General features: G+C 38.6%; 21 protein-coding genes. 5 read left to right on the top strand and 16 right to left on the bottom strand.

Annotation, left to right across the window (positions count from 1 at the left end; translation table 11 throughout):
• Positions 1 to 252: 252 nt before the first annotated feature.
• A complete protein-coding gene (locus tag QUF49_RS17685) occupies positions 253 to 1071 on the top strand; it encodes an STAS domain-containing protein (RefSeq protein ID WP_289496996.1) in 819 nt (272 codons plus the stop codon).
• Between the two features lie 23 nt (positions 1072 to 1094).
• On the opposite strand, the gene QUF49_RS17680 is transcribed toward QUF49_RS17685, so the two are convergent.
• The 7 genes from QUF49_RS17680 to QUF49_RS17650 all read right to left on the bottom strand — a co-directional run bounded on the left by QUF49_RS17680 (position 1095) and on the right by QUF49_RS17650 (position 7828).
• Entirely contained in the window at positions 1095 to 2219 is a 1125-nt protein-coding gene (locus tag QUF49_RS17680) for a Ger(x)C family spore germination protein (protein ID WP_289496994.1), read from the bottom strand.
• The gene (locus QUF49_RS17675; RefSeq protein ID WP_289496993.1) at positions 2209 to 3687 is read right to left on the bottom strand and encodes a spore germination protein; all 1479 of its coding nucleotides are present in this window, start codon (positions 3685 to 3687) and stop codon (positions 2209 to 2211) included. The genes QUF49_RS17680 and QUF49_RS17675 overlap by 11 nt, the downstream gene beginning before the upstream one ends.
• A gap of 10 nt (positions 3688 to 3697) precedes the next feature.
• Complete coding sequence (locus tag QUF49_RS17670; protein WP_289496992.1) at positions 3698 to 4762, bottom strand: GerAB/ArcD/ProY family transporter; 1065 nt, start codon at positions 4760 to 4762, stop codon at positions 3698 to 3700.
• Positions 4763 to 5045: 283 nt separating this feature from the next.
• On the bottom strand, positions 5046 to 5330 hold the full coding sequence (locus tag QUF49_RS17665; protein ID WP_289496991.1) for a hypothetical protein: 285 nt from the start codon (positions 5328 to 5330) through the stop codon (positions 5046 to 5048).
• A 70-nt stretch (positions 5331 to 5400) separates the two neighbouring features.
• Positions 5401 to 5979 (bottom strand): 5' nucleotidase, NT5C type, encoded by a 579-nt coding sequence (locus QUF49_RS17660; RefSeq protein ID WP_289496990.1) that lies wholly within the window; start codon positions 5977 to 5979, stop codon positions 5401 to 5403.
• Positions 5980 to 5991: 12 nt separating this feature from the next.
• Positions 5992 to 7080 carry a bifunctional diaminohydroxyphosphoribosylaminopyrimidine deaminase/5-amino-6-(5-phosphoribosylamino)uracil reductase RibD gene (gene ribD / locus QUF49_RS17655; protein WP_289496989.1) on the bottom strand — a complete coding sequence of 363 codons (1089 nt, stop codon included), beginning with the start codon at positions 7078 to 7080 and terminating at the stop codon, positions 5992 to 5994.
• A complete protein-coding gene (locus QUF49_RS17650; RefSeq protein ID WP_289496988.1) occupies positions 7073 to 7828 on the bottom strand; it encodes a GTP cyclohydrolase II in 756 nt (251 codons plus the stop codon). The genes ribD and QUF49_RS17650 overlap by 8 nt, the downstream gene beginning before the upstream one ends.
• A 372-nt stretch (positions 7829 to 8200) precedes the next feature.
• On the opposite strand from QUF49_RS17650, the gene QUF49_RS17645 reads away from it, so the two are divergent.
• Positions 8201 to 9691: a LysM peptidoglycan-binding domain-containing protein gene (locus QUF49_RS17645; RefSeq protein ID WP_289496987.1), complete on the top strand. Its 1491-nt coding sequence runs from the start codon at positions 8201 to 8203 to the stop codon at positions 9689 to 9691.
• A 40-nt stretch (positions 9692 to 9731) separates the two neighbouring features.
• Here the strand turns inward: QUF49_RS17645 and QUF49_RS17640 are convergent, their stop codons facing one another.
• Complete coding sequence (locus QUF49_RS17640; RefSeq protein ID WP_289496986.1) at positions 9732 to 9881, bottom strand: hypothetical protein; 150 nt, start codon at positions 9879 to 9881, stop codon at positions 9732 to 9734.
• 138 nt (positions 9882 to 10019) lie between these two features.
• Positions 10020 to 11486, bottom strand: coding sequence for a SulP family inorganic anion transporter (locus tag QUF49_RS17635; protein ID WP_289496985.1), 1467 nt, complete (start codon positions 11484 to 11486; stop codon positions 10020 to 10022).
• A 242-nt stretch (positions 11487 to 11728) separates the two neighbouring features.
• On the opposite strand from QUF49_RS17635, the gene QUF49_RS17630 reads away from it, so the two are divergent.
• Positions 11729 to 12241: a DinB family protein gene (locus QUF49_RS17630; RefSeq protein WP_289496984.1), complete on the top strand. Its 513-nt coding sequence runs from the start codon at positions 11729 to 11731 to the stop codon at positions 12239 to 12241.
• Between the two features lie 299 nt (positions 12242 to 12540).
• Here the strand turns inward: QUF49_RS17630 and QUF49_RS17625 are convergent, their stop codons facing one another.
• Positions 12541 to 13998 carry a flavin monoamine oxidase family protein gene (locus QUF49_RS17625; RefSeq protein WP_289496983.1) on the bottom strand — a complete coding sequence of 486 codons (1458 nt, stop codon included), beginning with the start codon at positions 13996 to 13998 and terminating at the stop codon, positions 12541 to 12543.
• Between the two features lie 118 nt (positions 13999 to 14116).
• Entirely contained in the window at positions 14117 to 14479 is a 363-nt protein-coding gene (locus QUF49_RS17620) for a winged helix-turn-helix transcriptional regulator (RefSeq protein ID WP_289496982.1), read from the bottom strand.
• Positions 14480 to 14633: 154 nt separating this feature from the next.
• Here QUF49_RS17620 and QUF49_RS17615 point away from each other — a divergent pair, with 154 nt between their 5' ends.
• Positions 14634 to 15842 (top strand): MFS transporter, encoded by a 1209-nt coding sequence (locus QUF49_RS17615; protein ID WP_289496981.1) that lies wholly within the window; start codon positions 14634 to 14636, stop codon positions 15840 to 15842.
• 360 nt (positions 15843 to 16202) lie between these two features.
• Here the strand turns inward: QUF49_RS17615 and QUF49_RS17610 are convergent, their stop codons facing one another.
• The gene (locus tag QUF49_RS17610; protein WP_289496980.1) at positions 16203 to 17438 is read right to left on the bottom strand and encodes an MFS transporter; all 1236 of its coding nucleotides are present in this window, start codon (positions 17436 to 17438) and stop codon (positions 16203 to 16205) included.
• Positions 17439 to 17555: 117 nt separating this feature from the next.
• Between QUF49_RS17610 and QUF49_RS17605 the strand changes: the two genes are divergently transcribed.
• Positions 17556 to 18470 carry a LysR family transcriptional regulator gene (locus QUF49_RS17605; protein ID WP_289496978.1) on the top strand — a complete coding sequence of 305 codons (915 nt, stop codon included), beginning with the start codon at positions 17556 to 17558 and terminating at the stop codon, positions 18468 to 18470.
• A 4-nt stretch (positions 18471 to 18474) separates the two neighbouring features.
• Here the strand turns inward: QUF49_RS17605 and QUF49_RS17600 are convergent, their stop codons facing one another.
• The 4 genes from QUF49_RS17600 to QUF49_RS17585 are packed head-to-tail and all read right to left on the bottom strand — an operon-like array spanning position 18475 to position 22510.
• The gene (locus QUF49_RS17600) at positions 18475 to 19578 is read right to left on the bottom strand and encodes a GerAB/ArcD/ProY family transporter (protein WP_289496977.1); all 1104 of its coding nucleotides are present in this window, start codon (positions 19576 to 19578) and stop codon (positions 18475 to 18477) included.
• A gap of 15 nt (positions 19579 to 19593) precedes the next feature.
• Positions 19594 to 19824 carry a hypothetical protein gene (locus tag QUF49_RS17595; RefSeq protein ID WP_289496976.1) on the bottom strand — a complete coding sequence of 77 codons (231 nt, stop codon included), beginning with the start codon at positions 19822 to 19824 and terminating at the stop codon, positions 19594 to 19596.
• A 17-nt stretch (positions 19825 to 19841) separates the two neighbouring features.
• Positions 19842 to 20987, bottom strand: a complete 1146-nt coding sequence (locus tag QUF49_RS17590; RefSeq protein WP_289496975.1) for a Ger(x)C family spore germination protein — start codon at positions 20985 to 20987, stop codon at positions 19842 to 19844.
• 29 nt (positions 20988 to 21016) lie between these two features.
• Entirely contained in the window at positions 21017 to 22510 is a 1494-nt protein-coding gene (locus QUF49_RS17585) for a spore germination protein (RefSeq protein ID WP_289496974.1), read from the bottom strand.
• Positions 22511 to 22564 lie beyond the last annotated feature (54 nt).

The raw sequence follows: 22564 nt of genomic DNA, 5'->3' as shown, positions 1-22564 counted from the left end.
TTAGCTTTTGACCTCGAGGGGCTAGACACTGCAACTAGACAGGTGAGACACTTAAGAGTGAAACGTACAAATGTGGCTCACCGCCTGCCCTGCGGAAAGCGAAGCACCTGAATCGCAAATCAACTCCTTAAGAGACCTTCGTTATTCATTATTTTATTATTTTCACAGCTTAGCCATTTACTGGTTTTTTAATGATACAATCATTAAAGGTACGACATTAAAACTATATTTTTTGAGATGGAGTGAAGCAAATTGAAATCAACATTAACGGTTGCTCATTATCTAAAAGAAAATGCTGAACTTCTAGCTAATAAAATCGTTGATGATATTATTAAAAAGTTTGGCTTTCAGGTAAGTGAGGAAGACATCAATCAAGCAATCATAGTGTATGCTGAATTTTTATCGTTTTTAAGTGAATCTATTGATTGTGAAGAGGGTTCAGTACCTGAGCAACTCCTGAAATGGAGCAGGGAGAACGGGGAAAAAACAGCCGCCAAACATCACAGAATTTCAGATATATTAATTCGTTATCCTGACACGCGTATGGTGTTTGCAGACTTTATTCTAAATGTTAGTGCAGAATTTGGGCTGTCTACAGAAGATGTGATTTTAATTCTTAAGCGTGTTCATCATATGCTTGATGTGAGCATCAACGAAACGGTTCTTGCCTTTGAGCGAAAGTCAGAAGAGATTTTAGAGAAAACAAAGACAGAGCTCCGGGAACTATCTACACCTGTCGTTCCGATCGAGAATGGACTGGCTGTCTTGCCATTGATCGGCACCATTGACGCTGATCGAACAGAGCATCTTATGAATAATGTGCTCCCTAAAATCCCTGATCTTCAAATTGAACGTTTAATAATGGACTTCTCAGGAATCGTCGATATCGATTCTGAAGTAGCTTCTCATATTTTTAATATATACCGTGTATTAGGTTTATTAGGGATAGATGTACTGGTGACGGGTTTGCGTCCTGAGCTAGCGATTAGTGCGGTTTCTGAAGGAATCGATTTTTCATCTATAAAAACTTTTGCAAATGTAAAACAAGCGATTAGTGCATTAAACAAATAAACTAGCATGCTAAGCGTGCTAGTTTATTCTTTATACTTTTGGCTTCCAGCATGAACGATCTGAACAGAAACTTTTACGGAATCTAATGAATCGCTCTCTAACGCATACTTTTTAACTAAAGACGGTGATTTCCGATAAGTAGAACGAGTTAGATTGTAAAGGTCGCTATTGATAGAAACACCGTTTAAGTATGTTTGCTGGATTTCTGTCTTTATTTCTTGCACAATTTTTTTCTCAAGTGCCTTACGTGGGACAATATCTAAATTCTCATCGATTGTTGCTTTAGCTTTCACTTCAACTGTGTATTTCAGCTCTTTTTGAACAGGTTCTTTTAAACGAATTTTGTATTTTTTAACTTCAACCTCTACAACAGTGCCCCCTAGCGCAACTTCTAACTTGTTTTCTTTTTCTTGAGGTGTTAACCACTCCAATCCGAAAAGTTCCTTATGATTTAGCTTTCCTTTAAAATTCATTTTATTAAGCACATAGCCTCCGTTAATAGTAGGCAACATCGGTTTATCTTTATCTTCACGCCATTTTCCTTTTACTAATTTTACATTAGGAATAATCGCTGACCCGAACGGTTCGCTGCCATCCCGTAACAGCATCTGCATAGATAGTGGGTTAACAGAGTGGTTTCTTTTCAACATATTTTCTGGATGAAACAATACTTTGTAAGTGGGTGCTTGCTTAAAAAAAGACTTCGCTTTCAATACATCGTGTATTTCTTCGGACGTACCGTAAACCCATGATGTAAATCGAATGAGAGGATCATGCCCAAGGTGAGAAATAACGTCTTTCAGCTTTTCGTTTATAACCCTCTCGCTAAACAGAATCACTTGCACATGTCCATAATATAGTGGATATTGAGAAGATTTCTCTAACTTTCTAAAAGCCATAGTGAGAGTGTCGCCTTCTTCTCTCCCTACTAAAACAGGAGAGTCAGCTGTCTGGGCACCGCCGCCTTCTTGTTTAGCTATAGACGAAAAGATTGCCGATTCTGTATAAACGATATACTTTCCATCTTTGTAATCCACACCTAAAGCCTCTATATAGAGCTGTTCATTGATTCCTCTAGAGCCCCAACAACCTGTAAGCAATAGACATAATAGAGACAAAACGAACGACATCTTTGTTTTAATTCTCATTGCTATCACCTTGGCGAGTAGAGTCTTTTGGATACAGGTACGAAGATCTTTTCTTCATGAAAGTAAAAGGAGCTTTGAAAAATGTTTTAAACGTATCAGCCGCATTTGGTGCAGCTAAGGATTCAATATATGGATAGTCAAAGGAACGAAGGGAACTTACCAACAAGAATATGCTAAGCATAGCGATGAAAAATCCAAACAGTCCAAACGTTGCACACATAATAAGGGTATATATACGCAAAAAAAGCAGATTCCCACTCAATGATTGATTAACGAAGGTGTAACTGGCAATCATCGTTATAGCTACAACAACAAGTGTTGTAGGAGAGGTTAACCCTGCCCGGATTGCCGCATCCCCAACGATTAAACCTCCTAAAACGGCAACTGTCTGACCAACAGCCCTAGGAAGTCTTGCGCCTGCTTCTTTAAACAATTCAAACAAAACGACCATGATCATCATTTCAAGTGGTAACGATAACGGTAATCCTGTTCGAGAGAGTGTTAATGTCGCTAGGAGAGGATAAGGCAGCTGATCTGGATGAAAGGTTGTCAATGCAACCCAAAGCCCAGGTAAAGTAACGGTTGTGAAAAGCCCTGTGAATCGAAGAAACCTTTCAAATGAAACCATGTAAAAACTTGCATGTGCGTCTTCTGGAGATTTCAATGTAATCGCAAGAGAAGAAGGTCCGATCAGTACTGTAGGCGAACCGTCTACAAGAATAACAAATCTTCCTTGAATGAGTGATTGGACTGCAAAATCCGGACGACCTGTATTATCAAGCAGGGGGAAAATAGAAAATACTGAATCAGATAATGCCTCTTCTAGTTCACTGCTTGATACGAGTGCGTCTACATCGATCTTAGAGAGACGCTGTTCGACACGTGTCACGAGATCAGGGTCGATGATGTCTTCAATAAATAGTAGAGAAACAGCCGTTTGGCTCCTTTTCCCAATCGTAAAAGACTTGCTGTTGAGTGAAGAAGTTTTTAAACGTTTACGGATTAACGCAAAATTAATTTCTATATCTTCAATAAAACCGTCTCTTGCACCACGTATTGAGATTTCCGTATTCGATTCTTCTGGTGTTCTCTTTGGTGTATTTGCAAGATTGATGGCATATAGAGAATTGTTTTCAGAACCGATTAATAATACTTGTCCTGAAAATAAGCTATGCTCAATCTTTAGTTTGTTTGCTGCATCAATTTTGATTTCGTGAACCACAAACCGATTTTCTAAAGAACGAAAAAGATTTGCATCACCTTGCTCAAATACGTCATTTAAGAAGGGGAGCAGGATTTTTTCTAAAAGAGGGACATCCACTAGCCCTTTACAGAACATCAGGGTGTAATCAGTGGATTTCGCTTTTTCTGCAAACAAATCTTTTTTTACTACAACATCTGTTGAATGTGTAAACCAGCTAAGAAGTTCAGTAATTTTTGTATTTTCTTTACGGTGGATAAACTTCATCACAGATACCTCATTTCTTAACGAGAACATAGAGACAGATAATCGAAATAATGGGCAGCATCACATAGAGCTGTATCGGAAAGAAGTAATGATACAAAAAGTTAAAAATAGAAATGTTTGAAATAGGAGCAAGGGTATAAGCAACTGCAAGCAGATATAGGGAAGCAACTACCCATATCCTGTGTTTCTTTACATCAATCAGTTTTGTAACTAAAAACATCAATAAACTCACTCTGATAAAAGCACCAGAAATCCATTGGAAGATGGAAAGGAAGTCCATCCTTGTGATCTCTTTACTGATCGTTAGAAGCTTCCATTGCTCAAAAGCAGGATATCTTAATTTATTGGCTTCATAAGGGCCAAACTCTGCTATGGCTGCCATAGTTGGTCCTAACATTAGTCCCATTAAAACAAAACTCACAAAAAAGATGTGTTTCCATTTCAGAGTTTTATGTGTGTGATGTACAAGGAATAAAAGCGTACTTAACTCTGTCAATCCCGATAAAACATACACTCCACCTTTTAACACAGGAGACCAGCCATTTTCTGCAATGGGCAATAACATCGAATAGTCTTTATGCTGAATGTTTCCAATTGCAATAAAGAAACCGAATGTTACAACTAACGGTAAGGCAATCAAAGCTACCATGCTTAATTCTTGAAGTCCTTTATAAGTCCCGAAAAAGCAGAGCAATCCTAACAAAATACAAAGAGCAAGAGGAGGGCTATCCATTAAATAATTTGTTTTAGTCCATGTGATGGTATCTCGGAAAGTGATCGTTGCATTTAAGAAAAAGTAAAGGATAAACACACCGCAAAGCAGATAGAAAGGGAGAGGACCTAGTCGTTTTTTTATAAAATCTATAAAATTTTGATTTCCTAATTTTTTTAAAACGGAACCGATAAGCAGAATAAAAAGGATGTAAGGAACAAGAGAAAGAAGAATACTTACCCAAGCATCTCTTCCTGAAGCTGATAATATGACGGGTATGATCAGAACATGATTTACCAGGCCGGATGAAAGAATTAATAGAACATAAATATGTAATGGAGTTACTCCAGATTGAATTCTCATACGTTCCTCCGGTCACTTAAATATGAGTTAGTATTGTATTAATTTAAGGGCATTATTCTATGGTGAAAATATAAATGGGGAAAAGGTGCTTAATCTCAATCACAATTGGAATCCCGCAAATTCATATGTTTTTTCCGCGAGTTTAGGCTAGATTTCCGTAAATTTACAACTTAATCCCGCGAGTTTACTTTAAATTTCCGCGAGTTGCTAAAAAGACTAGATTCGCCATTGCTCTTGGCCAACAAAAAAACTCAAACAAAAGATCGGTCTTTTGTTTGAGTCATTACTTCGCTTTATCTGTTATGTAGCGTATGTAACCTTCACGATGTCCGCCTTGATCAATAATCTTTCGTACATAATAGGGATCTTTTAATAAACCGTTCTGTTTATCAAGTTCAATCCACTTCTTGATTTCAGGGTCCTCGTTCAATTCTTTAAACCATTCTTCATTTTCTAACTCTGCCCATAACTCATGGATATCTGGGTCTTTTATCTTCAACACATGCTTTTGGATAATCTCAATAAAAAAACCAACAGTCAATAAACAAAGAAATAAAAAAAGTAACATATATAATCTCAGCCTCCACTCTTAACATACCAAAATGATCCCATAAAAAATAGCACGCTGATTCAGCGTACTATTTCTTGTCGTTATGTTTTTTAATAATTTCTTTTAACTCTGACCAATCGGTTAAACGTGGCATGTCCAAGTGTTTATTATAGTTCTGGTGCCTTACGTATAGCTGAACAGATTCACCAGTCAGAGTATTTAATACGTTCGGCTTATCATCAAAGTAAAAATCGAGATTTAAGTCTTTAATCGTGTGAATCTTTTCTTCATCTTTCATTCCGCAGAAGAATCGTCCTGCTTGTACAGGGAATCCGGCATTTTCAACCCATTTTTTCGTTTGCTCGCAATGCTTTGCAGGTCTTGCTGTAATGTAGTAGATTTCGTGTCCTTGTTTGTCGAGCTCTTGCAGAACTTCTATCGCTTCAGGGTAGGCAGGACAGTCTGTAAAATAGATTTCTTCCATAGAATCGATCCATAGCTGATTGCCTTCTTTTGTAGAAAGACCAAACGGCTCATGAATCTCAAGCGTTTCAATCGTATGAAAAACATCCAAAGGAATATCTTGCTTCAGTTTTTTATTGTAGATATGAAAAGCATGCTGACGTAAGTTGATTAACGTATCATCAATATCAAAGCCAAATCTCATTATCATTACCTCTTATTCGTATTTAGGATAACTGGTGAACTTAAAGTCTGGTCCTATTTGTGTTACCGTCATATTTTGCAGCTGAATGGCATCCGCCATCTTTTCAATTCCTGTACCACCGAAAAACGAAGGGGAACTTTGGCCGCCGATTAACTTGGGTGCGATGTAGAATACAGCTTTATCAACGAGCTTGTCTTCTAGAAAAGCAGCATTGATGGTTCCACCGCCCTCAATTAAGAGTGAAGAAATTAGGTTGTCACCTAGAATTTTCAAAACCTGCATTGGACTTACACGATCCTCACCTGAAACAAATACTTTTACACCATAAGCTTCAAGCTGTAGTTTTTTTTGTGCATCGTAATTTTCTGAAGTGAAAACCCATGTTTCTGCTTGACGGTCAGTTACAACTTTTGAATCCAACGGAATTTTAAGTGTTGAATCCATAATAACCCGTATAGGGTTACGTCCGTTCGGAATTCTTGTAGTAAGCTCAGGATCATCATGTATTACGGTATTTACTCCAACAAGTATAGCCTGATTTTCGTTTCTAAGCCTGTGCACATCCAAGCGAGCTTCAGGTGACGTAATCCACTTGCTGTTATTTGTATGACTCGCGATTTTTCCATCGAGTGTAATACCTGACTTCAACGTTACAAATGGAATTTTTTTAACGATAAATTTGTTGAACACTTCATTCATCTTTTCTGATTCCTCTTGAAGAACGCCTGTCTCCACTTCAATTCCAGAATCTTTTAAGATCTGAACGCCTTTGCCTGAAACGAGAGGGTTAGGATCGAGTGCAGCAATGACCACTTTCTTAATTCCGGCTTCAACGACTGCTGCAGCACATGGCCCAGTTCTGCCATGATGGGAGCAGGGCTCTAGTGTAACATAGATCGTTCCGCCTTTCGCTTTTTCACCAGCCATTCGAAGGGCGTGAATTTCAGCATGAGGTTCGCCAGCTTTAAGGTGCGTACCGACACCGACGATCTCATTATGATTAACAATAACAGATCCAACTAACGGGTTTGGGTCTGTTTGTCCTTTCATCGCCTGAGCATTGTTTAGGGCAAGCTTCATATAAAATTCATGGCTACTCATTCGTGAATACTCCTTCGTCTAAATGACCAGATCGGTTGATCTTCGTTTGTAAGTATTTCTCGTTGTATTCAGAAACATCCCCCCAAATCGGAGCTCTTGCAGAAACTGAGAGTCCAGCATTATGAAGCGCTTCTAATTTTTTCGGATTGTTGGTAATGAGAGTTACCGGCTTTGAACGTAAGGCCTTCAGTACTTCAATAGCATCTTCATAGTTACGGGAATCGTCCACAAATCCAAGACTTTCATTGGCTTCCACTGTGTCTTGTCCATTTTCCTGCAGAAGATAAGCCATAGCCTTACTAAATAGACCAATACCGCGGCCTTCATGGTTTGCTAAATAAAAGAGGGCTCCAGTTCCGTGTTCTACGATCATTTTCATGGACTGTTTTAGTTGATAGCCACAGTCACATCGCTTGCTGCCAAAAATATCTCCGGTGTGACAGATCGAGTGCATGCGAATGAGCGCTTCTTCGTTGTATTCAAAGTCTCCATAAACTAAAACGCTGGACTGCTGATATTCAGCCAAATTTGCCGAAGAGAGCTTGTCGATCACTTCTTCAAAGTTATCCGTTTGTTCACAGCCTTCTAGCCAGCAATACCAGTTGAACACAACAGTTTCTCCATATAAATTAACAGGCAGTCGGATAGGCCCTACTAGATAGATTGCGCCTTCGTCTTTTTTTATAATTTGTATTTTATCTTCAAGGATGGAAAGAACTTTTTCCTTTACGTTTTTGCTTTGTATCATCATAAGTACCCCTTTGTAGAACATACGATTTTTTTTTGGTTATTTCAGTGAATACGTATATTTTATACTAGATAAATGAATGGAAAGTAGTGTTTTGCTCTCATTGGAAAAAAAAAGCATTGAAACCATTATGATTATGGTCCAAGACTCTAGGATTTGTGTCATTTAAAAATATAGCAGTGTACTAGTCCTTCATCCTATGTAAACCACTTGTAAATGACTGTATGTTTGACTAGCAAGATGAAAAAGACACCTATTCTAATAGATCCTATATAACTAGATTCTTGATTTTCCACTAAGTACCTGTTCAGTCCGCTGCATGCAGCATGTACCCTAGAAATGTAGAGAAAAAGGGTAAACTGGAGGGGAACTTTGTATAAATTCACTTTAATTATTGCAGCATTATTTGCAAGTCTCTGTCATTCTAAACAGGCAGACGGAGCTGAACCCGTTTCAGTTGGTACGGTTTCAGCGTCAAAAACGGCTGCTTTCACGTCATCAGAATTACATTCACCGATCGTAACAACGTTGGTACGAGGTGAAGAATTTCCTATCCTAAAGAGGAAAGAGGCAATAGATTCAGAGCTTATTCATACGGTTGCAACAGGGGATACGCTTTATCTAGTTGCCAAGCAGTATGGAGTAAGTGTGAACCAAATGAAAAGAGCTAATAGGATTATTGGTTCACGGCTATATGTAGGTCAGCGTCTAATCATACCGATTGATTTAGTTAATCATCAGATAAAAAAGAAAGATTCACTGTGGAAAATCGCAAGGACGTATAACGTTTCTATAGATCGTCTTATTAAGAATAACGATTTAGATGCTGTTGTACTTCAGCCAGGAACTGAATTAAAAATTCCTGAAGGATTTTATCAGGTGCAGCTATTAGGCGGCAAAACTGGCTGGGTTCAGCAATCAGCTGTTAAAGAGAGTAAGCTGAATCGTTTCAATCTTGGCTGGAAGTATAATGGTAAGCAAGATTCGTATCAAAAACAACTCCACATCGATGGGTTAGATGTGGTATCACCTAGGTGGTATACACTGAGTTATGAGAACTTAATCAGCTTAAATGAGGATGACAATTATGCAGTTTCTGCTGCTAAAGCAGGAAAACATGTATGGCCTCTATTTGGTAACAGGTTTGATCCAGAGCTTACCGACTTTATTCTTTCTGACGCCGAAAACCGCCAGAAGGTTATTACTGCATTAAAAAAATCTTTAGTGAAAACAAAGAGTCAAGGAATTAATGTGGATTTTGAAAACATTGATCCTAAGAATAAGAAGGATTATGTTACTTTTATTCAGGAATTAAAAAAGGAACTTAGTCCAAATGGAATTGAAGTCTCAGTAGATGTTAGCCGAGAAAATGATGATCCGTTCTGGTCAGGCAGCCTGGATCGGGCAGGGCTAGGTAAAGCAGCGGATTATATCGTGTTGATGGGCTATGACGAACATTGGGGAAGTTCTCCAAAAGCAGGTTCGGTTGCATCCCTTCCTTGGACAGATGAAGGGATTAAGTTGCTGTTGCGCGAAGTGCCTGCACATAAGATTCTTCTTGGCGTCCCTTTTTACACGAGAGAATGGATCACAGACAAAAGTGGAAAAGTCAGAAGTGTAGATAGAACCATCACGGAAACAGAAAAGTTGATTCACGAAAAGGGATTAACAAAAAAGTGGGATCAAAGCACATCGCAAAACTATGTAGAGTTTATGGAAAATGGCGAGAAACATCAGATTTGGGTTGAAGACGAAACTTCAATGAAGCTTCGTTATGACCTTGTGAAGAAGTATCATTTGCGTGGAACTGCAGCCTGGTATGTTGGCGGTGGACCAGAGGGAATCTGGGATGTGTTGAAATAGAGGAACACAAAAGAGCTAGCCGCATTGGGCTAGCTCTTTTTCATAGAAGTTTGCTTAAAAGTATAGTGAGTATTCCTAAAAAGGCTAAACTATAATTATGAACCATGTTGTTCTCTTCCAACTTGTCTACTTCAGGACTGAATAGCTCATCATAGGCTTTTTTACGGAATTCTGTTTCATGGATAATCATGATACTTCGCTTCCTTTCCTATTGAAATCGCTCTTCATATACTCATTATACAAATTTTCCGCTTCATAATCAAAATATTCTAACAATTACAAGAGGTAAAAAGGATACACGTTGAAGTGTATCCTTTTGTTGCTTATTTTAATGAGCTGTCACCTTAGAATCTGCTTTATCATGCACAGCTAATTTTTTTACTAGTGCTGAACTATCATTATTAAGTCCAGTTATCTCAACGTCAACATCGTTCTGGCGATACTTTAGTACAACTTTATCGATAGCACCAACCGCAGAATCATCCCAAAGGTGAGACTGTGATAAATCAATCACAACATGCTCCACATTTTCTGAAAAATCAAAGTGCGAAACAAAGTCTGTTACGGATGCAAAGAACAATTGTCCTTTAACGATGTAGGTTTTGCTGTTGTTTTGAAGCGTCGATTCAATCTCAACTTTTGAGATTTTAGCTGCAAAGAACAGAGCACTTAAAATAACACCAGCTAAAACACCTTTTGATAGATCGTGAGTTAAAACAACCGTCACAACCGTAACAATCATAACTGCAGCATCTGACTTAGGCATCACATGCAGTTTTGTCAGGGAAGACCAATCAAATGTACCAATCGAGACCATTATCATAACCCCGACTAGTGCAGCCATCGGAATCATAGATAGCAAGTCGTTAAGGAGGATGATAAGTATCATCAGGAATGCACCAGCTACAAATGTAGAAAGTCTTCCGCGTCCGCCAGATTTAACGTTGATAACGGATTGTCCGATCATCGCACAACCAGCCATACCGCCGAAGAAACCAGCAACGATGTTAGCAATCCCTTGACCTTTAGCTTCACGGTTCTTATCACTACCTGTATCAGTCATATCATCAACGATTTGAGCGGTCAGTAAGGATTCCAATAAACCAACAAGAGCTAGAGCAAATGAATAAGGGAAAATAATTTGTAATGTCTCAAACGTTAACGGAATGTCAGGGATTAAGAACATTGGTAGAGCTTGCGTTAATTCACCCATATCTCCAACAGTTCGTACAGTGGAACCAGACATAACCGCAATAATCGTAATCACAATAATAGCAATTAATGGAGAAGGAACAGCCTTCGTCACTCTTGGTAATAAATAGATGATCGCTAAAGCACCAGCTACCATCGCATACATCACCCAAGATTCTCCCACAAAGTGAGGAAGTTGTGCTGTGAAAATCAAAATGGCTAAGGCATTCACAAATCCAACCATTACGGAGCGAGGAACAAATTTCATATACTTACCGAGCTTTAATACACCGATCAAAATTTGAATAACACCCGTCAGTACGGTTGCAGCTAATAAATATTGCAAACCGTGTTCGGCGACAAGGGTAACCATTACTAGTGCCATCGCTCCTGTTGCGGCTGAAATCATCCCGGGCCTGCCGCCTAAAAAAGCAATTACAACGGCAATACAAAATGACGCATATAATCCTACCATCGGGTCTACACCTGCAATGATGGAGAACGCAATGGCTTCTGGAATAAGCGCCAGTCCTACTACAAGTCCAGCAAGAACATCTCCGCGAATGTTCCCGAGCCACTCTTTTTTAATTGTCTGTAAATCCAAAAAATACACCTCTCTCTTTTAAATGAAAACTGTTTTTGACTTTCAACTCTCATGAAAGTCGGGCCGATGTCAACGCGTTCGATTATAACACGATTTGTAAGAACGTAATAACGAAATGTAAGCGAATAAATTCCACATTTTCTTCAATTAACAAGGATTTTCTTGCGTTATCATAGTAATAGTAGAAAAATACAATTATGCGAGTTGAGTTGAAGAAAATGATGAGAGGATGGAGTACATTCATGACAGAAGCATACAAATACGCGGATTATTACAAAACGTATGTGAAGCTAGTGCCAGAAGGGGACATTGCTCAAATACTTGGTGATCAAATGCGTGAAACGGTTGGAATAGTAAGCTTGTTGAGTGAAGAAAGATGTGAATATCGATATGAAGCGGGCAAGTGGAGTATAAAAGAGGTGATAGGTCATGTAGTGGATACAGAAAGAATCATGAGCTACAGACTGCTGTCCATTGCGCGGGGCGAAAAGGTTTCACTGCCTGGATATGATGAAAATGCCTATGTGGAGATAGCGGATTTTGATAGCAGTTCAATGAAAACTTTGTTAGAAAACTTTGTTGCCGTTCGCCAAGCAACGATTCAACTGATCAAAAGTTTGAGTGAAGAGTCTTTAACGAGAACTGGAACAGCAAATGGTCATGAAGTTTCAGTTTCAGCGCTTATGATGATTATTGCAGGGCATGAACTGCACCATCGAAATATCATTTTGGAGCGATATGTCGCCAAAAATTAAACAAGTGTTTAAGCAAAGAGCCGGAAAATAGGTCACCGGCTCTTCTTTATGCATTAGGGAATCTGATGGGTATGTGTGTCTTATTATGGAAGACATGATAGTGAATTGTTTGTTTCAAGCGAACACGGAAATTTATATCCACGTTAATTTCAATAATTCCACGTTATTTCCAATATATCCACGTTAATTTTAATAATTCCACGTAAATACCAATATATCCACGATAATAGCATTCAGCTGATTTACCGCCGAATCAGGACTTCGATATACCTTTAATCGCAGCTGCCACAAGCTCTTTTTCAGCCTCCATTCATCTCAAACGCTGCCCGTATTCCTGACTCTACCGCGCCTTCAACCCAACCATGCTTTAGGGTTGTATGTTCACCCGCAAAATGCAATCTTCCTTCAGGCGTTTTAATCGGTTCATATAACTCTAACTCCTGGTAGGGTTTATACATCGTAAAACAGCCTCCAGCATTCGGATCGGTAGACCAATCATGGCTAGAGCCCGTAACAAAATGCTGATAAACTTGTTCACCGTGAAATTGTGCGAGATATTTTAGCGTTTCTTTAATCTTCATCTCGTTCGATGAGCTTCTCCAAGGGAACGTATCATCTTCCCACGTATAACTTCCTATTACCACGCCTGAGGATGTATCTTGTCTGCTTCGGCTTGGAAAATGGGTGAAGCGTGTCGCTAGATCTGTAACCGTTTTACCGCCTGTCAGTCCGTTTTTTTCCCAAAATCGATGTTTAAACTCGAGCCCAATTTTAATAGAAGGGACGTAATGAAGTTCTCGTATTGCTTTTCGTTTGAAATAGGAAAGAGAGTTAAAAGGTTCAATTTGAACAAAATTTAATACGGAAAAAGGGAGGGTTAGTAACACTTTGTCGGCTTCAAAAGAGAAACGATGCAACGTTTGAGGACTTTCTGTGTATAGTTTCACTTTCGACTGATCCTGCACAATTCTCGTTAATTTTTTACCAAAGTATATGTGATGCCGTAAATCCCTCAGAAAAGCTCTAGGCAAAAGATCGTACCCGCCTGTAATTTCATAATATTTAATCTCGGGTTTAAAGATAATGAGTATGTCACGCAGCACCTCTAAAAAAGAAAGTTCTGGAAGGCCTTCAAGGGATAACAGAACTTTGATGCTATCAATAGCACTAAGAGATAACGACCTTCCAAACGGATTATTCCGCAAATAATTGTCTAGTGAATACTGCTGAAAATTTTGAATGACGATCGGCCAGTTTTTATCCGGATCTTGTTCAATGAAATCCGAAATGGGCTGGACAGCATATTGGATAAGCTGTTCTGCGGTTTTGCCTTTTTCACTTTCCAAAACAGGAAAACTGAGAATATCAGGATTTTTCTCGTATGCGCTATTAGTTGTACGAATGCCATTTACAAAAAGAAGGTCATGAGGATTGCTGTTTATAAATTCATTTGTAGTCAGGTTAAATTTATTGATATATGCCAATACGAGTTTGTGCATTTCAGGAATGCGCATAGCACCTGCTTCAAAATAATTTCCGTGGGTAAATGGGGCTCTGACTGTATTAATGCGCCCTCCGACTCGATGAGTAGATTCTAAAAGGATAACATCGTGGCCTGCATTTTTTAAAAGGGAAGCTGCGACAAGACCTGCCATACCTGCTCCTACAATAATAATTCTTTGAGGAGAGAGGGTCTTCTGTAAACCGTTCTTAATAGCATTCAGCATATCTTCATCTGATAGACGGTTCATGTTCATGCCAGTTCCCCCTGTGATAACATTAACGTTTTCTAATAATGTATTAACTTAAATTTAAGAATATTATTTTGCTGATAAAACTAAAAAAGACAGCCGTTGTGGCTGTCCTTTTCAGTATCTATACCTGTTCTAGTTCTTCAGTCTGAACCAAAACTTCTTCTTTATTTGGGTAAGTCTTCTCAATATGCTGCTCGCCCCAGGCGCAAAGTGAGTCTAAAATCCCTTTAAGTGACCAACCATAATCGGTTAGAGAATATTCAACACGCGGAGGTACTTGATTATATACTTCGCGAAGGATTACGCCGTCTTCTTCCAGCTCGCGAAGCTGCTGTGTTAACATTTTTTGAGTGATTCCGGGCATCAATCTTTTTAATTCACCGGTTCTTCGCTTGTCTTTAATAAGGTGGCATAAAATCACCACTTTCCACTTTCCGCCGATTACTTCAAGTGCAGCTTCCACAGGTATGTTGTATTTTTTCATGATTAAACACCTCCACCATTCAATTGTTACTTAAAAGTGCCTACATTACTTTAAAGTGCGTACTTACTTTAAGTTTGTGTATGTTCCATAATAACATCGAGTCATCCAAATGACTAGTGCATGACTTACTCAAAATCAATGGAGGGATTTATAGATGAATTCAACAGCAGTTAAAGTGGGAACCGCGTCGAAATCAAAAGGTGGCTTTCCCGCACTATTAGCATTAGCGATCTCCGCTTTTGGCATCGGGACAACAGAATTTGTACCCGTTGGACTTTTATCATCACTAGCATCTGATTTAAATATATCCATTACGTTAGCTGGTCTGCTTATATCTGGGTATGCCATGGGTGTTGCCTTTGGAGCACCAGTTCTTACCGCTTTAACGAATAAAATGAACAGAAAGACGTTGTTACTTCTGTTAATGGTAATATTTATAGCTGGAAACAGTGTTGCAGCTCTTTCATCAAGTTTCACCTTATTGTTGATCGCACGATTCATTACAGCTTTTTCACATGGCGTATTCTTTTCAATTGGTGCGACAATTGCAGCTGATCTCGTTCCTGAGCATAAGCGTGCTAGTGCAATTGCCTTTATGTTTACTGGTTTAACAGTCGCAACCGTAACAGGTGTGCCTTTAGGGACATTTATCGGACAATCCTTTGGCTGGAGAGCTACATTCTGGGCAGTTGCATTATTAGGTGTAGTTGCAATCATCGCAAGTGCCATCTTAGTTCCAAAGAATTTGAAAGAAGCACCGCCTTCTAGTCTAAAAGATCAATTGAAGATTATCAAAAACGGACGTCTATTATTGGCTTTTTCAATTACAGCTCTAGGATATGGTGGAACATTTGTAGCTTTTACGTATCTCGCACCTATATTAGAAGATGTAACTGGCTACGCGCCTAAAGCAGTTAGCTGGATTCTCTTAGGATACGGAATTGCGGTTGCCATCGGTAATACCGTTGGAGGAAAAGCCGCAGATAAAAATCCGATCAAAGCATTGTTCTGGATGTTCGTTGTTCAAGCAATCATTCTTGTTATATTAACGTTCACAGCCCCATTTAAAATAGCTGGGACCATTACGATTTTCTTGTTAGGATTATTAGCATTTATGAATGTTCCAGGTCTACAAGTTTATGTTGTGAAACTTGCCGAAAGATATGTACCGTCTGCGGTAAATGTTGCATCTGCCATCAATATCGCTGCGTTTAACTTAGGTATCGCGATTGGTGCATTTGTTGGAGGTATCATTGTGGATTCAATCGGTATCATTCATACACCGTGGATTGGCGGAGTTATGGTATTCGGCGCAGTACTTTTAACAGCATGGAGTGCTTCGCTTGAAAAAAGAGCAGTATAAAGAAAAAAGAAGGCAGCCTGCTCTGAGTCCACTGAAAAAGTCCTAAATAAAAGGTTTGGTGCGGTGATCTCCGCTCCAGGGTACATGCTTTCCGCGGGGCGGGCGGTGAGCCCCATGCCGCTACGCGCCTTTATGGGTCTCACCTGTCCCACTCGTCCCGCAGGAGTCAGCACCCTTCCGCTCCAATCACTACATGTTTGCATCAAAACCCAAAAGGAAGGATCAATTCAACTCGCATTAGTCAGTCCAAAAATAAGGGGGCTTCGCATGATAATCACATGCGAGGCCCTTGTTTTTTCTGTTTAAAAAGAATAACTTTTGAATTTCAACCTGTTTTTCAGTGCACTCTCTCGCTCTTAATTATTTACTTAAATGGAAAACAGGTTTAAGATTGATTCTTTTTAGAAAAATGATTCCTGTTAATCCTACACCGATTATGATGGCTGAAAAAATAAACATAACAACCGAAATCGGCAACAGCTGATAGAAGAAGCTTGCCAGGAACGTACCTAAAGAAAGGCCAAGTCCGCCTATTAGAGCCCGGAAGCTATAGATCTTTCCAATATGAGTTTCAGGAAAATCTGTCTGAATCATTGTAAGCAAAAGAATATCTCCCATCGGACTGCCGAATGCAGCAATAACAGCTCCGAGAAGTGCGACCCATAGGGTATCCGCTGAAGCGATAACGATAAATCCAACACCCAAGATAAGGTGCCCGATATACATATAAATCATGTTTCTTTTTATGTTGCCTACAACAAATAAGCTGACGATATTACCTACACCATAAGCGCCTCCAATAAGTCCAAAAGCAGCTACACTTTCTTTTAGGACTTTTTCAGTAAAAAGGGGAACGCCGACCATGTAAACGGCACCCCAGCACAAGTTCACGAGCCCCAAACTAATCAACGCCCATACAAGAAGTTTATGATTATGAAGTAAATGGTAAGCTTGGGTTAGATCTTTCAATGGCGTCTGCCTCTTTTGAGAAGGATTGCTTTGTATGTACCTAGTCTTCATAAATGATTTCCGAATAAACGTTAGAGCAATAGCAGAAACCACAAATGTAAAAGAATCTAATGAAAAGAAGTGCGGCAATGGAAGAAATAAAAGAAAAACGCCTGTTAAACCTGGCCCGAATATTCTTGCCAAACGGTGTGTTGTATCCATTAAGGCGTTTGTTTGCTGTAATAATCTCGGGTCTTTGCAAAGGGAAGGTAAGCTTGATTGAAGAGAAGGATTAAAAAAAGTACCTAAACCAGATACAGCTACACTAATTAGGACGAGATGCCATATATGAATCTCTGACACCAATTCTATAAGGGGAATAAGTGCAACAAATAAAGCTCTAAGTAGATCTGTCCCAATCATGATATTAAAACGATTCCAACGATCAGCATATACGCCACCTAACAAGCCGAAGAATAAAGAAGAAAATGTTCCTGAACCAATTACATACGCTGCAGAGGAACCTAGCTCTTGAATTGCAATCCACGTAATCGCTACCACATACAAATGATCTCCAATCGCTGAAAACAACTGACTGATCCATAAAACAACTAGATGAGGAAATTTAAAGACATTTTGAACAGACAATTTCGTACACCCTTTCTTTTTCTTAATATGAAAAAGTGTATTTGAATGCTGTTCATTTAACAATATAATAGAAACTATAGTCATTATTAAAAATATTAATAACAAGATGGTGAAAGAATGGATATCAATCAATTACAAGCATTTGACCAAGTGGTCCGTCACGGCAGTTTCAGCAAGGCCGCACGAATGATGGATATTTCTCAGCCAGCTATAAGTATACGGATAAAAAATCTTGAAGAAGAAATAGGAGGAGAGCTATTCAAAAGGGGAGGTAACAAGCTCGAAATAACTGTCTTGGGGAGAACCTTTCTGCCTTTTGCCCAGCAGGCACTAGCCACTCTTTATAAAGGAATGGAACAATCCAGACTTGCCCAGGAGGGAAAAGGGGGAACGCTTGCGATTGGAACACTCCCTACACTTGCGACCCATTATTTTTCTGCCACACTTACAACTTTACAGAGAAAGTATCCAAATTTAGGGATCATTATTCATACAGGTCATAACCAGGAACTTTTAGAAATGTTATATGAGGGCTACGTGAAGCTGTGTCTCATGACGTATCCGTTTTTCAACGCTGAATTAAGAAGTCTGGTGCATATAAAAGAACCTTTAGTTTTTGTGACTCACTGTAACCATCCATTAGCGAAAAAGGGAAGTCTGGAGTTAGCAGAATTAAAGCGTGCAGAACCTTACTTACTGGTGGACTGGAGTCTCGAAACAAAAAGAAGACAAAAGGAATTAATCCCATTTCATAATCTTGAAGTGCCTCCACAAACAGCTCTTGACATGATCAAAAACGGAGTAGGCGTATCACTTTTGACTGAAACAATGGTATCTAGTGAAATAGAAGGTGGGGAACTTGTAAGATTAACGATAAAAGACTTTCCTATGCTCTACAGAGAATGCGCATTGGTTCAGTTGAAGAGAGATACAGACATTTCATTATCACAACAGACTTTTATCCAAACACTGAGTGATACCATTCGAAAAAAATACCAAAGCTGTGAGATTAAAGTAATTACTACAAAATAAATGTTCACGAAGTAGCCTGATGTCCTTTTATGTTTTTAACTTTAGCCACAATCGCAACTACTAAAAGAGGAAGAAATCCAAAAGAAAACGTTACAGCTGATTGCATGATAGACCCTGATTCACCTAGTTCGATCTCGTTTTTATACATAGTGAGAGAAAGAAACAGAACGATCGTCGCAATGATATAAATAAATTGGGAAGCTTTCACTTTTAACAGAGTTGATATGGCTTGATCTAGGATAAACAGCAATAACGCAATTTTCATATAAGATCCCAGGATTAAGGCTATTCCAAAGATCGCTTCAACACGTTCGACAATCTCACCAATACTGATTAACTGGGCGAGGACATGAAGCGGAAATTTTTTTAGAAACACTAATGGACCAAGTCCCATGATCGAACAGAGTATCGTTAGTGCAAGAATGATACCATTGATAAACAATCCTAGATACAGCCATTTATTGATGGTTTGTCCTTGTTTAGGCTTTACAAAATAAAGAATCATAGCAAAAAAGAGGATATCCATATAAGGAAATCCGAACCCTACATAGACTCCATGTAAGATTGATTTAAAACCCATGGGTGCAAGGGGGAGTAAATTGCCTAATTCGTATACGTTATAAGGCAGGATGAGCATGATTACGACGATAAATAACAAAACATACATAAGCAGATGAAACATACGAGCCATCACTTCTATCCCTGCTTTGGCCGTTAACCCTGCAGTTATTAATATGAGACAATGAAAGATGAAAAGTGGGGTTTCTCTCATCATAGAAGTGGTAAAATATTGGCCCATCCCGTATACGATGTTTGAGTTAATATATAAGATCACGAGGATAAGAGGGATGATGGTGATATAAGTCCATCCGCTTCCTAATGTGATGCGAACTTGATTTACATAGCACTCATTTGGAAACTGATTGTGCAGCGTAAGCACAAGAAATAAGATGAAAAACCCAGCTATGTTTGCAAGAAGCAAGGAGATCCATGCACCATTCTGGGCAGCAGCTAATAAAGGTCCCTGAATATTGATCAAGGCAGACCCTGTTATATACACTTGAAATAAGACAGCCATTTGCCAATAACTGATTTTACCTGCATGCATAGTAGTTACCCCTTGTTATTTTACTTGCAGCCATGAGAGAACGGCTTCAGCAGCTGGACCGAGAATGAAATAAAATATCTCGTCTAAGTTTGGTAAGTTCATCCCAGTAATATATGAAAAAAGCAAATAAACAGCTGGGATCGAAATAATCAAATAAACTTTTTTTGATTTTTTATCTTGTTTTACAGTTTTGAAATCGAAATAAAGCAGTGCAACCAAGATGAAAATAATCAGTTTTTCTGTCATCGTGATTCCTCGTCATTCTAATTCTTTTTGTGAAAAGCTCTTCCTATATCAGTGCCTGTGTTCGTAACATTCATAGTCGCATCTACATGAAAAACCGCATTTTTATAATAAGGTATTTTTTCTTTTTTTATCTTTGCCCATTCTTGAGGGTTTGATCTGTAGATATAGTTGCCTAAACCGATGATATCTAGATTTTTCTTTTGAGAATGTTTTAATAAGGCGGTTAGGTTAGCGTTAATTTGCTTTTCAATCTTCTCGTTAAGCTCTTCTACTTGAGACCCTTTTTTTATCGTTGTACATTCTAACTCTCCCATACTTGCCTGTAGTTTTGGCTTAATGTAGTAATGTATGGCCTCTTTTTTTATGGAAACGGATGTTTTAGTATGAGATTCAGTCACTTCGAACGTTTCTCGCAGCTTATTCCCTTTACAAGAAACTTCAATAATACCGAATTGAAATTCATTAGTGGCTAACATTAGGGATTTCGTGTCTTTGTTCGATAATATAGTTTTCAATTTTCCTTTTTGAAAAATCGCAAGGCCATCTACAAAAATACTGTTCTCTTTCGCTTTTTGTTTCTTTAGAAAGGGAGCGTATGTTGTATCCACTTCGCTATGAAGCTGCTTTCCAATTGTAAATAAATTAGCAGGATATGTTTTTGCGCTAAACTTACTTCCCGTTTTAGTAGCTTCATTCAATTGCTCACTCACGGTATTTTCTACATGTGGCTTTTCTTTTAAATAGTCAGCTGCAACACCTTCTGTTACAGCAATACCTGTTAAAAGCCTTGGTTCATGATCACGATAGAAGAAATCCAGAGCCGAGCCAAGATTAAGTTTTTTAGCAACATCTTCACTAATAACGATAAATCGAACGTGTCCCCAGTTTGCTTTTCTTCCTACATGGATGGTCACATCTCGAATAGCATCAAAAACTGATTTTGCTTCGGTCTCAATATTGAAATAAGATTCACCACCGCTACCAGCTGAAGAAATTTTTGGTGCAGGTTTATAAAATTGGGTCGTGATTTTTATAGTGCCATCTTTATTTTGATCAATCGCAAGTGATTGGACAAAAACATATTCAGTAAGTTCCGCGTGATCCCAACAGCCTGATAAAAAAAGAAGGGAGGAAGCAACGATGTATTTAATTAACTTCTTCATCTTAATCCCGCCTTTTCTTATTTCGTGCATTAGATTCCTTTTCCAGTGCTTCGATGACGGAGCAATTTTTTCAATGACAAGCGAATGAAGCCATCTTTTAATAATGAAGTGCTGTTAAGTGTGAATGTACCTAGGTACGGTTCGTTAAGTACTTTTAATTTGGACAGATGGAGGAATATCAGTATAAACCCGATGAAAAGACCGAATCCTCCCATAACAGCTGCAAGAAACATTAAAGGTATCCGCAATAATCGTGCTGCGAATCCAAAATCGTAATAAGGAATGGAAAAAGAAGCAATTCCTGTAAGTCCAATTACCACAATCATGATGGGAGAAGCGAGCCCTGCATTAATGGATGCTTCACCGATGATTAATGCTCCAACAATACTGACGGTTGATCCAATCGGTTTTGGCAGTCTTACACCAGCTTCTTGTAAAAGTTCAAAGAAAAAGAGCATGATCAATGCTTCAATTATCGCTGGAAAGGGTATCCCTTCCCTCGTATCTAATAACGCTATAAGAAGCACTGTTGGTATTAGCTCTGAGTGAAATGTCGTTAATGCAATATAGATGCTCGGTAACGCCAAACTTAAAATAAATCCAACAAACCTTACCATCCTGATAATCGATGAAAATATCGACCGTTGATAATAGTCTGAAGCAGATTGAAAGAACTCATTAAACAATCCTGGACAAATAACAATAGTACCTGTCCCTTCCATTAAGATGATGATTTTGCCTTCTAATAGAGATGCAGCAGCAACGTCCGGTCTTTCTGTAAATCGATATTGAGGAAAGGGGGTAATAGTTGAGTCTTCTATTAGTTCAGCGATATAGGAAGTTTCAAGGATTTCCTCTTTATTTATTTTGTTAATTCTCGATTCAAATTCCTCTAGCATTTCCTTTTTTACGGTTCCGTTTAAATAGCCATAAACAAATTTAGTATTCGATTTACTTTCTGTTTGTTTAAATACAAATTTCAAGTCTGGTGATTTCAGCCTGGAGCGAATCAAACCAAGATTTTTCTGGAGGTTCTCAATGGTTCCTTCTCTTGGTCCGACTACAACTACCTCGTTTTGAGGTTCTGCAACACTTCTTTTTTCAACAGATGAAGCATCAATGGTTATCGCCAGATCCCACTTATCAAAGAGTAAAACGATATGTCCATTCACAATATTCGCATTCAATTCGTTATAGTTTTTCACGAGGATTACAGGTCTTGATGAAACACCTTTATTCTCGAAAAAGTTTTTGATTTGTTGAACGGAAACAGAAAGCGAAAGAGCAGCCTCAAAGTCAGGCATATCTTTAATAATTTGATATAGCAGGTTTGATTTTTCTTCTTGTACAAGAGAATCGCAGTGTACTACCAAAGCTTCTTGTTTGTAGTTCTCACCGAATTGGAAATGCCTGATCTTAATATCATCACAGTTTTTATAAAGATTTCGTATGTATTCATCATTTGCTTGGAGATCTTTGTAGATGGGAACACCCACTTTTAGTGTATCCACGACTGTCTTCACCTGCCTTTATCCTTTAATGTTTGATGAAGAAGAAGAATCTATACATTATTTACC

The organism is Fictibacillus sp. b24, assembly GCF_030348825.1.
Taxonomy (GTDB): domain Bacteria; phylum Bacillota; class Bacilli; order Bacillales; family Fictibacillaceae; genus Fictibacillus.
Note: the sequence above shows the minus strand (reverse complement) of the source record. Positions and strands in the feature narration are given on the sequence as shown.

What these genes read in the sequence shown, in the direction of transcription:
- QUF49_RS17680 (WP_289496994.1), bottom strand. Translation starts at nt 2,219, where the DNA reads ATGAGAATTAAAACAAAGATGTCGTTCGTTTTGTCTCTATTATGTCTA.
- QUF49_RS17675 (WP_289496993.1), bottom strand. Translation starts at nt 3,687, where the DNA reads ATGAAGTTTATCCACCGTAAAGAAAATACAAAAATTACTGAACTTCTT.
- QUF49_RS17670 (WP_289496992.1), bottom strand. Translation starts at nt 4,762, where the DNA reads ATGAGAATTCAATCTGGAGTAACTCCATTACATATTTATGTTCTATTA.
- QUF49_RS17665 (WP_289496991.1), bottom strand. Translation starts at nt 5,330, where the DNA reads ATGTTACTTTTTTTATTTCTTTGTTTATTGACTGTTGGTTTTTTTATT.
- QUF49_RS17660 (WP_289496990.1), bottom strand. Translation starts at nt 5,979, where the DNA reads ATGAGATTTGGCTTTGATATTGATGATACGTTAATCAACTTACGTCAG.
- ribD (WP_289496989.1), bottom strand. Translation starts at nt 7,080, where the DNA reads ATGAGTAGCCATGAATTTTATATGAAGCTTGCCCTAAACAATGCTCAG.
- QUF49_RS17650 (WP_289496988.1), bottom strand. Translation starts at nt 7,828, where the DNA reads ATGATACAAAGCAAAAACGTAAAGGAAAAAGTTCTTTCCATCCTTGAA.
- QUF49_RS17640 (WP_289496986.1), bottom strand. Translation starts at nt 9,881, where the DNA reads ATGATTATCCATGAAACAGAATTCCGTAAAAAAGCCTATGATGAGCTA.
- QUF49_RS17630 (WP_289496984.1), top strand. Translation starts at nt 11,729, where the DNA reads ATGACAGAAGCATACAAATACGCGGATTATTACAAAACGTATGTGAAG.
- QUF49_RS17625 (WP_289496983.1), bottom strand. Translation starts at nt 13,998, where the DNA reads ATGAACATGAACCGTCTATCAGATGAAGATATGCTGAATGCTATTAAG.
- QUF49_RS17620 (WP_289496982.1), bottom strand. Translation starts at nt 14,479, where the DNA reads ATGAAAAAATACAACATACCTGTGGAAGCTGCACTTGAAGTAATCGGC.
- QUF49_RS17615 (WP_289496981.1), top strand. Translation starts at nt 14,634, where the DNA reads ATGAATTCAACAGCAGTTAAAGTGGGAACCGCGTCGAAATCAAAAGGT.
- QUF49_RS17605 (WP_289496978.1), top strand. Translation starts at nt 17,556, where the DNA reads ATGGATATCAATCAATTACAAGCATTTGACCAAGTGGTCCGTCACGGC.
- QUF49_RS17600 (WP_289496977.1), bottom strand. Translation starts at nt 19,578, where the DNA reads ATGCATGCAGGTAAAATCAGTTATTGGCAAATGGCTGTCTTATTTCAA.
- QUF49_RS17595 (WP_289496976.1), bottom strand. Translation starts at nt 19,824, where the DNA reads ATGACAGAAAAACTGATTATTTTCATCTTGGTTGCACTGCTTTATTTC.
- QUF49_RS17590 (WP_289496975.1), bottom strand. Translation starts at nt 20,987, where the DNA reads ATGAAGAAGTTAATTAAATACATCGTTGCTTCCTCCCTTCTTTTTTTA.